The 14,276-nt window shown below is 55.4% G+C and carries 9 protein-coding genes, 1 tRNA gene and 2 rRNA genes; 3 read left to right on the forward strand and 9 right to left on the reverse strand.

The window, feature by feature from the left end:
• Positions 1–78: 78 nt before the first annotated feature.
• From PYR66_22105 to PYR66_22115, 3 genes are all read right to left on the reverse strand, one after another.
• Positions 79–2,983: ribosomal RNA gene (locus PYR66_22105) — 23S ribosomal RNA — on the reverse strand.
• Positions 2,984–3,166: 183 nt separating this feature from the next.
• A tRNA-Glu gene (locus PYR66_22110) sits at positions 3,167–3,242 on the reverse strand.
• Between the two features lie 85 nt (positions 3,243–3,327).
• Positions 3,328–4,867, reverse strand: a 16S ribosomal RNA gene (locus PYR66_22115).
• Together the 16S and 23S rRNA genes with 1 tRNA gene alongside form the textbook arrangement of a ribosomal RNA operon.
• A 630-nt stretch (positions 4,868–5,497) precedes the next feature.
• Between PYR66_22115 and purH the strand changes: the two genes are divergently transcribed.
• Both purH and purD read left to right on the forward strand, forming a co-directional pair.
• Positions 5,498–7,087, forward strand: coding sequence for a bifunctional phosphoribosylaminoimidazolecarboxamide formyltransferase/IMP cyclohydrolase (gene purH / locus PYR66_22120; protein ID WEF27932.1), 1,590 nt, complete (start codon positions 5,498–5,500; stop codon positions 7,085–7,087).
• Positions 7,088–7,102: 15 nt separating this feature from the next.
• Complete coding sequence (gene purD, locus PYR66_22125; GenBank protein WEF27933.1) at positions 7,103–8,392, forward strand: phosphoribosylamine--glycine ligase; 1,290 nt, start codon at positions 7,103–7,105, stop codon at positions 8,390–8,392.
• Here the strand turns inward: purD and zraR are convergent.
• Both zraR and zraS read right to left on the reverse strand, forming a co-directional pair.
• Entirely contained in the window at positions 8,389–9,714 is a 1,326-nt protein-coding gene (gene zraR / locus PYR66_22130; protein WEF27934.1) for a sigma-54-dependent response regulator transcription factor ZraR, read from the reverse strand. The two genes, purD and zraR, sit on opposite strands and share 4 nt — an antisense overlap.
• On the reverse strand, positions 9,711–11,105 hold the full coding sequence (gene zraS, locus PYR66_22135) for a two-component system sensor histidine kinase ZraS (GenBank protein ID WEF27935.1): 1,395 nt from the start codon (positions 11,103–11,105) through the stop codon (positions 9,711–9,713). The genes zraR and zraS overlap by 4 nt, the downstream gene beginning before the upstream one ends.
• Before the next feature lie 259 nt (positions 11,106–11,364).
• Here zraS and zraP point away from each other — a divergent pair, with 259 nt between their 5' ends.
• Positions 11,365–11,802: a zinc resistance sensor/chaperone ZraP gene (gene zraP, locus PYR66_22140; protein WEF27936.1), complete on the forward strand. Its 438-nt coding sequence runs from the start codon at positions 11,365–11,367 to the stop codon at positions 11,800–11,802.
• Positions 11,803–11,805: 3 nt separating this feature from the next.
• Here zraP and PYR66_22145 read toward each other — a convergent pair whose 3' ends face one another.
• The 4 genes from PYR66_22145 to nfi all read right to left on the reverse strand — a co-directional run bounded on the left by PYR66_22145 (position 11,806) and on the right by nfi (position 14,274).
• Complete coding sequence (locus PYR66_22145; GenBank protein WEF30524.1) at positions 11,806–12,498, reverse strand: DUF1481 domain-containing protein; 693 nt, start codon at positions 12,496–12,498, stop codon at positions 11,806–11,808.
• A 12-nt stretch (positions 12,499–12,510) separates the two neighbouring features.
• On the reverse strand, positions 12,511–12,783 hold the full coding sequence (gene hupA / locus PYR66_22150; protein WEF27937.1) for a DNA-binding protein HU-alpha: 273 nt from the start codon (positions 12,781–12,783) through the stop codon (positions 12,511–12,513).
• A gap of 186 nt (positions 12,784–12,969) precedes the next feature.
• A complete protein-coding gene (locus PYR66_22155) occupies positions 12,970–13,560 on the reverse strand; it encodes a YjaG family protein (protein ID WEF27938.1) in 591 nt (196 codons plus the stop codon).
• Between the two features lie 42 nt (positions 13,561–13,602).
• Positions 13,603–14,274 carry a deoxyribonuclease V gene (gene nfi, locus PYR66_22160; protein WEF30525.1) on the reverse strand — a complete coding sequence of 224 codons (672 nt, stop codon included), beginning with the start codon at positions 14,272–14,274 and terminating at the stop codon, positions 13,603–13,605.
• Between the last annotated feature and the right edge of the window lie 2 nt (positions 14,275–14,276).

The raw sequence follows: 14,276 nt of genomic DNA on the forward strand, positions 1-14,276 counted from the left end.
ACGTCTCCGGGACGCATCGATGTAATCTGTATCACGCTGAAAATCTTCTCAATTCCGCCAAAACACCTTCGGCGTTGTAAGGTTAAGCCTCACGGTTCATTAGTATCGGTTAGCTCAACGTATCGCTACGCTTACACACCCGACCTATCAACGTCATCGTCTTTAACGTTCCTTCAGGAGACTCTAAGTCTCAGGGAGAACTCATCTCGGGGCAAGTTTCGTGCTTAGATGCTTTCAGCACTTATCTTTTCCGCATTTAGCTACCGGGCAATGCCATTGGCATGACAACCCGAACACCAGTGATGCGTCCACTCCGGTCCTCTCGTACTAGGAGCAGCCCCCCTCAATTCTCCAGCGCCCACGGCAGATAGGGACCGAACTGTCTCACGACGTTCTAAACCCAGCTCGCGTACCACTTTAAATGGCGAACAGCCATACCCTTGGGACCTACTTCAGCCCCAGGATGTGATGAGCCGACATCGAGGTGCCAAACACCGCCGTCGATATGAACTCTTGGGCGGTATCAGCCTGTTATCCCCGGAGTACCTTTTATCCGTTGAGCGATGGCCCTTCCATTCAGAACCACCGGATCACTATGACCTGCTTTCGCACCTGCTCGCGCCGTCACGCTCGCAGTCAAGCTAGCTTATGCCATTGCACTAACCTCCTGATGTCCGACCAGGATTAGCTAACCTTCGTGCTCCTCCGTTACTCTTTGGGAGGAGACCGCCCCAGTCAAACTACCCACCAGACACTGTCCCCACGCCGGATTACGGCGCCAGGTTAGAACATCAAACATTAAAGGGTGGTATTTCAAGGTCGGCTCCACGCAGACTGGCGTCCACGCTTCAAAGCCTCCCACCTATCCTACACATCAAGGCTCAATGTTCAGTGTCAAGCTATAGTAAAGGTTCACGGGGTCTTTCCGTCTTGCCGCGGGTACACTGCATCTTCACAGCGAGTTCAATTTCACTGAGTCTCGGGTGGAGACAGCCTGGCCATCATTACGCCATTCGTGCAGGTCGGAACTTACCCGACAAGGAATTTCGCTACCTTAGGACCGTTATAGTTACGGCCGCCGTTTACCGGGGCTTCGATCAAGAGCTTCTCCTTACGGATAACCCCATCAATTAACCTTCCGGCACCGGGCAGGCGTCACACCGTATACGTCCACTTTCGTGTTTGCACAGTGCTGTGTTTTTAATAAACAGTTGCAGCCAGCTGGTATCTTCGACTGATTTCAGCTCCACCCGCAGGGGCTTCACCTACATATCAGCGTGCCTTCTCCCGAAGTTACGGCACCATTTTGCCTAGTTCCTTCACCCGAGTTCTCTCAAGCGCCTTGGTATTCTCTACCTGACCACCTGTGTCGGTTTGGGGTACGATTTGATGTTACCTGATGCTTAGAGGCTTTTCCTGGAAGCAGGGCATTTGTTACTTCAGCACCGTAGTGCCTCGTCATCACACCTCAGCGTTAACAGCGTTCCGGATTTACCTGGAACACCCGCCTACATGCTTAAACCGGGACAACCGTCGCCCGGCTAACATAGCCTTCTCCGTCCCCCCTTCGCAGTAACACCCAGTACAGGAATATTAACCTGTTTCCCATCGACTACGCCTTTCGGCCTCGCCTTAGGGGTCGACTCACCCTGCCCCGATTAACGTTGGACAGGAACCCTTGGTCTTCCGGCGTGCGGGCTTTTCACCCGCATTATCGTTACTTATGTCAGCATTCGCACTTCTGATACCTCCAGCAACCCTCACAGGCCACCTTCGCAGGCTTACAGAACGCTCCCCTACCCAACAACACATAGTGTCGCTGCCGCAGCTTCGGTGCATGGTTTAGCCCCGTTACATCTTCCGCGCAGGCCGACTCGACCAGTGAGCTATTACGCTTTCTTTAAATGATGGCTGCTTCTAAGCCAACATCCTGGCTGTCTGTGCCTTCCCACATCGTTTCCCACTTAACCATGACTTTGGGACCTTAGCTGGCGGTCTGGGTTGTTTCCCTCTTCACGACGGACGTTAGCACCCGCCGTGTGTCTCCCGTGATAACATTCTTCGGTATTCGTAGTTTGCATCGGGTTGGTAAGTCGGGATGACCCCCTAGCCGAAACAGTGCTCTACCCCCGAAGATGAGTTCACGAGGCGCTACCTAAATAGCTTTCGGGGAGAACCAGCTATCTCCCGGTTTGATTGGCCTTTCACCCCCAGCCACAGGTCATCCGCTAATTTTTCAACATTAGTCGGTTCGGTCCTCCAGTTAGTGTTACCCAACCTTCAACCTGCCCATGGCTAGATCACCGGGTTTCGGGTCTATACCCTGCAACTTAACGCCCAGTTAAGACTCGGTTTCCCTGCGGCTCCCCTATACGGTTAACCTTGCTACAGAATATAAGTCGCTGACCCATTATACAAAAGGTACGCAGTCACACCCGAAGGTGCTCCCACTGCTTGTACGTACACGGTTTCAGGTTCTTTTTCACTCCCCTCGCCGGGGTTCTTTTCGCCTTTCCCTCACGGTACTGGTTCACTATCGGTCAGTCAGGAGTATTTAGCCTTGGAGGATGGTCCCCCCATATTCAGACAGGATACCACGTGTCCCGCCCTACTCATCGAGTTCACAGCCTGTGCATTTTGGTGTACGGGACTATCACCCTGTACCGTCGGACTTTCCAGACCGTTCCACTAACACACAAGCTGATTCAGACTCTGGGCTGCTCCCCGTTCGCTCGCCGCTACTGGGGGAATCTCGGTTGATTTCTTTTCCTCGGGGTACTTAGATGTTTCAGTTCCCCCGGTTCGCCTCGTTAACCTATGTATTCAGTTAACGATAGTGCAACGAATTGCACTGGGTTTCCCCATTCGGACATCGCCGGCTATAACGGTTCATATCACCTTACCGACGCTTTTCGCAGATTAGCACGTCCTTCATCGCCTCTGACTGCCAGGGCATCCACCGTGTACGCTTAGTCGCTTAACCTCACAACCCGAAGATGTTTCACTTCTGATTGCGAAAATTTGAGAGACTCGAACACACCATTAACGGTGTGTCGTTTCAATTTTCAGCTTGATCCAGATTTTTAAAGAGCAAATATCTCAAACGTCACCCGAAGGTAAGTTTTGAGATACTGAGGTCGGCGACTTTCACTCACAAACCAGCAAGTGGCGTCCCCTAGGGGATTCGAACCCCTGTTACCGCCGTGAAAGGGCGGTGTCCTGGGCCTCTAGACGAAGGGGACGTGTAAGTCTCAATCGCAAGACGCCTTGCTATTTACTTTTCATCAGACAATCTGTGTGAGCACTACAAAGGCAGGTTCTTTCAGGTAAGGAGGTGATCCAACCGCAGGTTCCCCTACGGTTACCTTGTTACGACTTCACCCCAGTCATGAATCACAAAGTGGTAAGCGCCCTCCCGAAGGTTAAGCTACCTACTTCTTTTGCAACCCACTCCCATGGTGTGACGGGCGGTGTGTACAAGGCCCGGGAACGTATTCACCGTAGCATTCTGATCTACGATTACTAGCGATTCCGACTTCATGGAGTCGAGTTGCAGACTCCAATCCGGACTACGACATACTTTATGAGGTCCGCTTGCTCTCGCGAGGTCGCTTCTCTTTGTATATGCCATTGTAGCACGTGTGTAGCCCTACTCGTAAGGGCCATGATGACTTGACGTCATCCCCACCTTCCTCCAGTTTATCACTGGCAGTCTCCTTTGAGTTCCCGGCCGGACCGCTGGCAACAAAGGATAAGGGTTGCGCTCGTTGCGGGACTTAACCCAACATTTCACAACACGAGCTGACGACAGCCATGCAGCACCTGTCTCAGAGTTCCCGAAGGCACCAAAGCATCTCTGCTAAGTTCTCTGGATGTCAAGAGTAGGTAAGGTTCTTCGCGTTGCATCGAATTAAACCACATGCTCCACCGCTTGTGCGGGCCCCCGTCAATTCATTTGAGTTTTAACCTTGCGGCCGTACTCCCCAGGCGGTCGACTTAACGCGTTAGCTCCGGAAGCCACGCCTCAAGGGCACAACCTCCAAGTCGACATCGTTTACGGCGTGGACTACCAGGGTATCTAATCCTGTTTGCTCCCCACGCTTTCGCACCTGAGCGTCAGTCTTTGTCCAGGGGGCCGCCTTCGCCACCGGTATTCCTCCAGATCTCTACGCATTTCACCGCTACACCTGGAATTCTACCCCCCTCTACAAGACTCTAGCCTGCCAGTTTCGAATGCAGTTCCCAGGTTGAGCCCGGGGATTTCACATCCGACTTGACAGACCGCCTGCGTGCGCTTTACGCCCAGTAATTCCGATTAACGCTTGCACCCTCCGTATTACCGCGGCTGCTGGCACGGAGTTAGCCGGTGCTTCTTCTGCGAGTAACGTCAATCGCTGAGGTTATTAACCTCAGCGCCTTCCTCCTCGCTGAAAGTACTTTACAACCCGAAGGCCTTCTTCATACACGCGGCATGGCTGCATCAGGCTTGCGCCCATTGTGCAATATTCCCCACTGCTGCCTCCCGTAGGAGTCTGGACCGTGTCTCAGTTCCAGTGTGGCTGGTCATCCTCTCAGACCAGCTAGGGATCGTCGCCTAGGTGAGCCATTACCCCACCTACTAGCTAATCCCATCTGGGCACATCTGATGGCATGAGGCCCGAAGGTCCCCCACTTTGGTCTTGCGACGTTATGCGGTATTAGCTACCGTTTCCAGTAGTTATCCCCCTCCATCAGGCAGTTTCCCAGACATTACTCACCCGTCCGCCGCTCGTCACCCGAGAGCAAGCTCTCTGTGCTACCGCTCGACTTGCATGTGTTAGGCCTGCCGCCAGCGTTCAATCTGAGCCATGATCAAACTCTTCAATTTAAGTTTGATGCTCATGAATTAAACTTCGTAATGAATTACGTATGTTCACTCACTGAGACTTGGTATTCATTTTTCGTCCGAGGACGTTAAGAATCCATGTCACTTTGAGTGCCCACACAGATTGTCTGATAAATTGTTAAAGAGCAGGTGCGACGCGCTTTAGCGCTCTGTCACGAGGTGGCGTATATTACGCTTTCCTCTTTCAGAGTCAACCCTGAATTTCAGAATTTTTCTCTTCAACCGAACCGGCTGTTTGTGTGAAGTGATTCACATCTGCCGTGTCGATGGAGGCGCATTATAGGGAGTTCTCGAGCGCCTGCAATAGAAAAATTGCAGAAAAATGACTGACTGCTGAATTCCACAGCAAAACCCCGCTTTATACCCTTTTACACACAGAATTATCCACAGGAACACAGCAAAACACAGGTAAAAGCCCGGTGGATCAGCTGCTATATAAGGAGAGAAAGACCGGTTGAAAGAGAAAGATAAAAATTCGCGAGCGTTGCGCAAACGTTTTCGTTACAATGCCGCGCTATGACACGGATGCCCGGTTGGGTGCGTTAGGTGAGTTTTTAGGCAAAAACTCACCTAACGCTCTCTGTAATGTTCAAATCCTGGGGATTTAATACCATGCAACAACGTCGTCCAGTCCGCCGCGCCCTGCTCAGTGTTTCTGACAAGGCCGGTATCGTCGAATTCGCGCAGGCGCTTTCCGCTCGTGGTGTTGAGCTACTGTCCACCGGCGGCACCGCTCGCCTGCTGGCAGATAAGGGCCTGCCGGTAACCGAAGTCTCTGACTACACCGGTTTCCCGGAAATGATGGATGGACGCGTGAAAACCCTGCATCCAAAAGTACACGGCGGCATCCTCGGTCGTCGTGGTCAGGATGACGGCATCATGCAGCAGCACGGCATCGCGCCTATCGATATGGTCGTCGTTAACCTCTACCCATTTGCCCAGACCGTCGCTCGTGAAGGATGCTCGCTGGAAGACGCGGTGGAAAATATTGATATCGGCGGCCCGACTATGGTGCGCTCAGCGGCGAAGAACCATAAAGACGTAGCTATCGTTGTAAAGAGCAGCGACTACGACGCCATTATTAAAGAGATGGATGCCAACGACGGTTCTCTGACCCTCGACACGCGTTTCGATCTCGCGATTAAAGCCTTCGAACACACCGCTGCTTACGACAGCATGATCGCTAACTACTTCGGCAGCATGGTTCCGGCCTATCACGGCGAAAGCAAAGAAGCCGCAGGTCGCTTCCCGCGTACCCTGAATCTGAACTTCATTAAGAAGCAGGATATGCGCTACGGCGAAAACAGCCACCAGCAGGCTGCCTTCTATATAGAAGAGAATGTAAAAGAAGCCTCCGTGGCTACCGCAACCCAGCTGCAGGGCAAAGCGCTCTCTTATAACAACATTGCCGATACCGATGCGGCTCTGGAGTGCGTGAAAGAGTTCAATGAACCGGCCTGCGTTATCGTTAAGCACGCAAACCCATGCGGTGTTGCCGTCAGCAACTCGATCCTCGACGCTTACGATCGCGCTTACAAAACCGACCCGACCTCCGCGTTCGGCGGCATCATCGCCTTTAACCGCGAGCTGGATGCGGAAACCGCGCAGGCCATCATCTCCCGCCAGTTCGTCGAAGTGATCATCGCCCCGTCCGCCAGCGAAGAAGCGCTGAAAATCACCGCCGCTAAACAAAACGTCCGCGTGCTGATCTGCGGTCAATGGGATGCTCGCGTCGCCGGTCTCGATTTCAAACGCGTGAACGGCGGCCTGCTGGTTCAGGACCGCGATCTCGGCATGGTGACTGCCGGTGAACTGCGCGTAGTGACCAAACGTCAGCCGAGCGAGCAAGAGCTACGCGATGCGCTGTTCTGCTGGAAAGTCGCGAAGTTCGTCAAATCCAACGCTATCGTTTATGCCAAAGACAATATGACCATCGGTATAGGCGCAGGCCAGATGAGCCGCGTCTACTCGGCGAAAATTGCCGGGATTAAAGCCGGTGACGAAGGGCTGGAAGTAAAAGGTTCCGCCATGGCCTCTGACGCCTTCTTCCCGTTCCGCGACGGTATTGATGCCGCAGCGGCCGTAGGCATCACCTGCGTTATCCAACCGGGCGGCTCTATCCGCGACGAAGAAGTGATTGCCGCCGCTGATGAACATGGTATCGCCATGATCTTCACCGACATGCGCCACTTCCGCCATTAATTCACGGAGCAGCAGATGAAAGTATTAGTAATCGGCAACGGCGGGCGCGAACACGCGCTGGCCTGGAAAGCGGCCCAATCGCCGCTGGTTGATACCGTCTACGTCGCGCCGGGCAACGCGGGCACCGCACTGGAGCCTGCGCTGAAAAACGTCGCTATCGGCGTCACCGATATTCCGGCGCTGCTACGCTTCGCCCAGGATGAGAAAATCGATCTGACCATCGTTGGCCCGGAAGCGCCACTGGTCATTGGCGTAGTCGACGCGTTCCGCGCCGCTGGGTTAACCATCTTTGGGCCAACCGAAGGCGCCGCGCAGCTGGAAGGCTCAAAAGCCTTCACCAAAGATTTCCTCGCACGCCATCATATCCCAACCGCGGAATACCAGAACTTCACCGAAGTTGAGCCTGCGCTGGCATACCTGCGCGAAAAAGGCGCGCCGATCGTCATCAAAGCCGACGGCCTGGCGGCAGGTAAAGGCGTTATCGTGGCGATGACCCTTGAGGAAGCCGAAGCAGCGGTCAAAGACATGCTGGCCGGCAACGCCTTTGGCGATGCGGGGCACCGCATCGTGATTGAAGAGTTCCTCGATGGCGAAGAGGCCAGCTTTATCGTGATGGTCGACGGCGAGCACGTGCTGCCGATGGCCACCAGTCAGGATCACAAGCGCGTCGGCAACGGCGATACTGGACCGAATACCGGCGGCATGGGGGCATACTCTCCGGCGCCGGTGGTGACTGATGAAGTCTATCAACGCACCATGGAACGGGTTATCTGGCCAACGGTTAAAGGCATGGCCGCAGAGGGCAATACCTATACTGGTTTCCTGTACGCCGGTCTGATGATCGACAAACAGGGCAACCCGAAGGTGATTGAGTTCAACTGCCGCTTTGGCGACCCGGAAACCCAGCCGATCATGCTGCGCATGAAATCCGATCTGGTAGACCTGTGCCTCGCCGCCTGCGCGGGCAAGCTGGACGAGAAAACCTCCGAGTGGGACCCGCGCGCCTCGCTGGGCGTGGTCGTCGCGGCGGGCGGTTACCCTGGCAACTACAATAGCGGCGACGAAATTTTCGGCCTGCCGCAGCAGGAAGCCGCTGACGGCAAAGTCTTCCACGCCGGAACCAAACTGTCTGACGACCAGCGCGTCGTCACCAACGGCGGGCGCGTGCTGTGCGTGACCGCGCTGGGCGATTCCGTGGCCCAGGCGCAGCAGCGCGCTTATGAGCTGCTGACCGATATTCACTGGGACGGCAGCTTTAGCCGTAACGATATCGGCTGGCGCGCCATCAAGCGTGAACAGAACTAACGGCTGAGTTTTGCCAGCAGCGTTTTACGCGTAATCCCTAACTGACGGGCGGCTTCGGTTTTGTTGCCGCCCGTTTTTTCCAGCGCCGCCATAATCACCTCTTTTTCGACGGCCACTAACGGCTGAATCAATGCGTCCTCGCTCCCGCTGTTCGGCAACGGCGTGCCCGCTATCGCCAACGGCAGTTCGCGTTCGGAGATATAGTCTCCGGTGAGCAGAACCACCGCCCGTTCCACTGCGTTTTCCAGTTCCCGGATATTGCCCGGCCAGGCATAGTGGATCAGCAGATCCATCGCCTGTGGCGTAAACCCCTGCACCGCCTTGCGATTGCGTTTGGCATAACGTTTGAGAAAATACTGCGCCAATTGAGGAATATCTTCACGTCGCCGACGCAGCGGCGGCATATCAATGGCAACCACGTTCAGACGATAATAGAGATCCTGGCGAAAGCGCCCGGCGCTCACCTCTTCCGCCAGGTTGCGGTGGGTGGCGGCAATCAACCGCACATCGACGACAAGCGTCTGGTTACTGCCAACGCGCTGCACTTCACGTTCCTGAATCGCCCGCAGCAGGCGCACCTGCATCAACGGTGAAATATCGCCAATCTCATCCAGGAATAGCGTGCCACCATCCGCTTCGACAAAGCGCCCTTCCCGCCGCCGATCCGCGCCGGTAAACGCCCCCTTTTCATGGCCGAAGAGCTCAGACTCCAGCAGCGATTCATTCAGCGCCGCGCAGTTCAGCGTCACCAGCGGCTTTTCGCGGCGCTCGCTGCAGGCGTGGATCGCGCGCGCCACCAGTTCCTTGCCGGTTCCCGATTCCCCGCAGATCAGTACCGTCGCATCCGAGGGCGCCACCAGCGTAATATTGTTGATAAGCGTCTGCATCGCCGGGCTATCGCCAATCATGCCCCAGCGCGAATCTGCCGCGGCGGTTAGCTCGCTCTGCCAGGTGTGTGCCAATGCCCGGGCGAGCGTCTCCTGCAGGGTATCAAAGTCCAGCGGCTTAACCAGATAATCCAGCGCCCCTGACTTAATCGCTTCCACTGCCGTACCGACGCTGGAGAACGCCGTCATGATCAGCACCGGTATCGCCGGGTTATAGGCTTTAATCCCCTTTAACGTTGCAATACCGTCCATCTCCGCCATACGGATATCGCACAGCACCAGGTCGAAGACCTGCTGATGAATCTGTTCCAACGCCTGGAGACCCGTGTGGGCTAACGACACCTGATAACCCCAACCGCGCAGCAACGCCTGCAGAATCGTGCAGTGGCTGATGTCATCATCGACAACCAGGATCTCTACCTTATCAAGGCTCATGCTTCCTCTTCCCTCCGTTGAGCATCCACCGGCAGCCAAAGCGTAAATATCGCACCGGCCCCCGGCTGACTTTCGGCGCGGATCGTACCACCATGCTGTTCGATAATATTCTGCACCACCGCCAGCCCCAGCCCGGTACCATCCGCTTTAGTGGTGAAATACGGGGTGAAGATGGCCTGCAACTCTTCAGCAGTCATCCCTTTGCCGCTATCCGCGACGACGATTTTCACCCGCTGACGATCGGCTTCGCTTACCGACACGCTGATGACGCCCCCACGGCCAATGGCCTGCATCGCATTCAGATACAGGTTCAACAGCACCTGGTTCAGGCGGTCGGCATCGGCTTCAATCCGGGTTAGTTCAGGACGCGCGGTAAACTGCAGTTCGATGTCGCGGCTCTGCGCATCCTGACTCACCAACTGCAATGAATGACGGATCAGTTCGTTGAGATCGATCGGCTGGTAATGCAGATGGGCGGGGCGAACCAGTTCCAGCAGCTCGCTGACTACCCGGTTCAGGCGGTCGGCCTCTTTTGCCATCACCTGTGCTAATTGCTGCGCTTCGCCGCCGGGCGGCGTGCGCTCGGCAAAATACTTCGCCAGTCCTTTGATGGAAGAGAGTGGATTGCGAATCTCATGCGCCACCCCCGCCGCCAGATGCCCAAGCGCCACGAGTTTCTCTTTGCGCGCCATCGCCTCCAGCAATTGCTTGCGCGAGCGGCGGTAACGGCGGAACCAGAACTGGGCGAGGATCGTCGCCGCCACCACCAGCGCGGCGGCGCCAAGCATGATCACCATGTTCCGCTGTCCACGGGCCTGCGCCGCATCCAGCACACGACTATCAAAAGCGATAAAAATCACCTGCGGGACGTTGGGCTGAGCCAGCACGCTGCGACAGCGCTGCATCATACCCATATGATGGCAGCGGGTAGGATTGAGTGGGCGGAATTGACGATAGATCTCCAGCGCTGGCTGCGGTACGGCAAGCCGGCGCCAACGTTCCTGTTCGCCAACCCCGAGTTCACGCATCTGCGCCGGAGTGTACAGCGCTTTATCCACCTGCCGCGGATCGCTATGGGCGATGGTTTTACCGTTTTCATCGGTGACGGCGAACCACAGTACGCCGGGCTGCCAGGCCATCTCTTCCAGCAGCGTCTGGAGCTGAGCGTGATGCATACGCATCCCCATGCCGACACGTGTGCCGGATTCCAGCGCGCGGATCAGCACGCTCCCCTTTTCCGCGATAGTTTGTCGGGCGGCGGCCGTTTCCCGGCCATAGTCGCGAACGATCATCGCGGAGAACAGGATAACCAACAGCACAATCGTGCTGGTCAGCAGCCAACTCAGAGCGCCTGCCGCGGCGTCCCGGGATAAAAGTGTAATGCGGTGCATGAGCGGGTCCTTGTCATTTCTTTTTCGCTATCTGCAGGATCCATCAGCAGAAATCATGCCATTTTTCCACACCGTCAAACCTGTCCTTAGACATAGAGACGACAGTTTAGCGAGTAAAAATGACTCACCGGACTCAGCCATAGCGGGTCATTTTTACTCGCCTGGCGGATGCCAGCTGCAGGCATGCCAGTCTTCACGCACGTTTTCAGGCTGGCATGGAAGATGCAATACAGGGAGAAACCACACTGGAGATAACACGATGAAACGGAACCCGACTTTACCTCTCGCCCTCGTTGCTCTTGCCGCGCTGACATTTGGCAGTAGCGCCGTGTGGGCTGGACATCACTGGGGCGATAACAATGGGATGGGCCCGCAGGGTTACAGCCAGCTCACTCAGGAACAACAGGCGACCGCGCAGAAGCTGCATGACGATTACTACGCGCAAACCCGCGCCCTGCGCCAGCAGCTGCAGTCCAAACGTTATGAGTACAATGCGCTACTGACCGCGCAGAAGCCGGAAAGCGGGAAAATTGAGGCTATCGCTCAGGAGATGGAATCATTAAGCCAGAAGCTAGATCAGCAGCGGGTGAAGTTTGATATTGCCTTAGCTGAAGCAGGCATTCCTCGCGGCCAGGGAATGGGGTTCGGCGGTTGCCGCGGTAATGGCGGCGGTCATATGGGCATGAACCACTGGTAAGGCTCAGAAGGATTTTTCGGTCGGTTGCCAGGTACAGAAGTTTTCATTGGCCACCAGCAGCAGCTGAGATCCTTCAGAAGCTTCCAGCCACGCCACACTCACCTCAACGGACGAGTGATTCTGACGGCGAGCAATATGCGCTAATGCCCGCTCATCAAGGTCAGGCTTCACGGTCTGGCCTTCGCAGGTAGTCACCGTATGATCGGCATGCCAGCGCCCCTGACGTAATACCACCCGCCCCTGACGCAACGCATCGCTGGTTTCGCGGATTTGCCGTGCGCGATAGCGGTACAACGCAACCTGATCGTTAGAAAGCTGCTGTTTTTCGCCATCCACTTCACGCTGCATAAAGCTCAATTCGCCCTGCGCATCGAAGCGGACGCGAATATGTTCCGGCGGTTTACCGTAAACGTTAAGCTCAATCAATGTCAGCTGACCATCTTGCCAGCGGTATTCGCTGGTCGAGGTATCGCCATGGTGCCACGGACTGAAGACAGCAAGCAGATGCACGTCATCGCCGGTATCTTTACGCCAGATGCGCATTGCGCCCTGGTTATCGGCATAACCGCTGGCGGTAAAAGGCGGAGGGGAGGAATTGTGACTGCAGGCAGTAAGCAATAGCGCTCCTGCCAGCGTCAGCGTGCGACGCCAGTTAGACAAAAGGGGCTTAAAAGCCCCTTCGTTAAAACTGGACACTGCCACGCAGTCTTACTTAACTGCGTCTTTCAGCGCTTTGCCAGAAACAAATGCTGGCACGTTAGCTGCAGCGATTTTGATTTCTTTACCGGTCTGCGGATTGCGGCCAGTACGCTCAGCACGGTGGTTCACTTTGAAGGTACCGAAACCAACCAGTTGAACAGCATCACCTTCTTTCAGAGACTCGGTAATTGCAGCCAGGGTGGATTCCAGGGCAGCTTTTGCCTGTGCTTTAGACAGGTCAGCTTTGTCCGCAATTACATCAATCAGTTGAGTCTTGTTCATAAGTTATCCTTACAATGTGTTTATCGCTTGCTAAGCATCGAGTGCGACGGAAATGCCAGAAAAGCACTCTCCTGCATACACGCACCGATAGCCACTTTTTTTCGCCCCCCAAATGTAGACCAGACAGGGGGCGGAATGGAAGTGTTCAGACGCTACAATTCAGGCGGTAAATCACGTTTTGTGGTCTCATTGCTGAAAATTTATACCAATATTGCTCTCACCGGCCTCTCGCAGGTCTGCTCGCAGCCCTTTGATCAGCTCAAGGTCGCGCTCTTCGCAGTCGGCCAACAGGCGGAAAATCTCCCACTGGATGTCCCATTCTTGTTCTACCGCCGGGTTCTCTTTGAGCTCTTCATCGGTCATTTCGCGACCTTCCTGAGTCATTTCCAGCATCGCCACGGTAGTAATCGATGTCTTACTGACTTCGATGGCATGTTCCAGCGTTTCACCACTCAGGCGAGAGTGAATTAACTCGCTCAACGCGACGCAGGCATCAATGGCCGGATATACGCCATACATGTCGTAGTCGTCCGCCGATGGGATCGCCTCTTCCAGCTTTTCCAACTGACTGTCGAAATTCACCTTCGCATCTTTTACCGTCAGCGTTTCCCAGATCAGGTCAAGGATACGACGATACAGCTGGCCATCGCCAAACTCGGTTTGCTTGCAGAACATGGCGTAGTTGGGATACATACGCTCGCACAGACAGGCCATAAAGGTGACGTGCTGCCAGCTTTCCAGCTTCTCCAGGCGTAGGTGAATCGGGTTTTGTAACATGATGAATTCTCGAAGTCAGAAATTAGGCGCAGTGTACCTGAATCAGCCGTGATTTGCTTGCCAACGCACAAACGCCGGACGGCGGGAAGCTACAGCATCGGCCCAGCGCGTCGGCTCGGGTAGCCGATACCCCTGCATGCAGCGTTCCACCCACATTAACGCGCTATCCATGCCCACACGGTGACCGGTACTGATAAACAACGGGTTACAGCGCGCTTTGCTGCGCCAGACCCACGCCAGCAGCTCGCCTTTATCGCTTAATGGCGCCAGCGCGCCCGGCTCGGGACCGAGCGGTTCAAACTTGCCGCACAGGCGTTTTTTCGCCACTCCAATAGTCGGTACATCGACCATCAGGCCGAAATGGCTGGCGACGCCCAACCGCCGGGGGTGTGAAATCCCGTGGCCGTCAACAAACAGCAGATCGGGCTTTTGCGATAGCTGTTCCCACGCTGCCAGCAGCGCGGGTGTCTCGCGAAAGGAGAGAAAGCCGGGAATATATGGCATCGTGGTGGCGACACGCGCCACCTGATACTCCACCAGCTCAAGCGTCGGATACTTCAGCAGCACCATTGCAGCCCGGGTCACTTCCCCTTCCTGCTCAAACCCGACATCCGCGCCGCCGATCAGCATCGGTGGATCGCGATCCAGTCGATCCGCGCGTTCTACCGACGCGGCTAAACTTTGCTGTTGGGTACGTAGCGCGGCTAAATCCATCA

It is taken from the genome of Klebsiella aerogenes (assembly GCA_029027985.1).
Taxonomy (GTDB): Bacteria; Pseudomonadota; Gammaproteobacteria; order Enterobacterales; family Enterobacteriaceae; genus Klebsiella; species Klebsiella aerogenes_A.

Coding starts and splice junctions, on each gene's coding strand:
- purH (WEF27932.1), top strand. CDS start 5,498: ATGCAACAACGTCGTCCAGTCCGCCGCGCCCTGCTCAGTGTTTCTGAC.
- purD (WEF27933.1), top strand. CDS start 7,103: ATGAAAGTATTAGTAATCGGCAACGGCGGGCGCGAACACGCGCTGGCC.
- zraR (WEF27934.1), bottom strand. CDS start 9,714: ATGAGCCTTGATAAGGTAGAGATCCTGGTTGTCGATGATGACATCAGC.
- zraS (WEF27935.1), bottom strand. CDS start 11,105: ATGCACCGCATTACACTTTTATCCCGGGACGCCGCGGCAGGCGCTCTG.
- zraP (WEF27936.1), top strand. CDS start 11,365: ATGAAACGGAACCCGACTTTACCTCTCGCCCTCGTTGCTCTTGCCGCG.
- hupA (WEF27937.1), bottom strand. CDS start 12,783: ATGAACAAGACTCAACTGATTGATGTAATTGCGGACAAAGCTGACCTG.
- PYR66_22155 (WEF27938.1), bottom strand. CDS start 13,560: ATGTTACAAAACCCGATTCACCTACGCCTGGAGAAGCTGGAAAGCTGG.
- nfi (WEF30525.1), bottom strand. CDS start 14,274: ATGGATTTAGCCGCGCTACGTACCCAACAGCAAAGTTTAGCCGCGTCG.